Origin of the sequence: Acetivibrio ethanolgignens (assembly GCF_001461035.1) — a bacterium.
Taxonomy (GTDB): Bacteria; Bacillota; Clostridia; order Lachnospirales; family Lachnospiraceae; genus Velocimicrobium; species Velocimicrobium ethanolgignens.
Window position 1 is genome coordinate 1 of record NZ_LNAM01000139.1, and the last position, 575, is coordinate 575.

The window sequence follows — 575 nt, forward strand, 5'->3', positions numbered from 1 at the left end:
AATAAAAGGTGATATGCGTTGACTTAGTAAAGTTATATAATTTTGTTCCTCAACGCTGGGTGGGATAAGGCCGGAATTGACACACTATTCAGGTGGTGGTACAATATGATAACAGGGTGCGAAGCAATCCGTAGGTATCATGGTATAGGCAAACTGCACAAAAAAGCGGAGGAATTTTTATGGATGAAAATAAACTATTTAATAATTCAGATTTAGCGGATTTATTTGCAGAATTTGAGTCGGAGGAAAATAAGACGGAAGAAATGGAGGATGCAGAAATGATGGCCTCCGAAAGACGTTATCGGGAGATTATTAAAAAGAGAAAAGAAGAGAATGAATAAATATTACAGGGCTGACCGGAAATTGACGGAAGGCCCTGTTTTTCTGGAATTAGAGACATTGACTTTTAAGATTTTGAGGAATAAAATGGAAATATAAAATAACGAAAGGAAGGATTACTTATGAAATTGAAAAAACTTGTAGCTGGGGTGCTGTGCTCTGTCTTAGTGCTTACTGGCACGATGCCGGCAGCAGCATGTACTGGTGTTTATGTCGGAGGCGATGTAAGTGCAAAT

At 38.4% G+C, this 575-nt stretch carries 1 protein-coding gene; it reads left to right on the forward strand.

Features of this window, described 5'->3' with window-relative positions:
- The first annotated feature begins 179 nt into the window (after nt 1-179).
- Complete coding sequence (locus ASU35_RS19180; protein ID WP_156059372.1) at nt 180-341, forward strand: hypothetical protein; 162 nt, start codon at nt 180-182, stop codon at nt 339-341.
- Nucleotides 342-575: the final 234 nt, after the last annotated feature.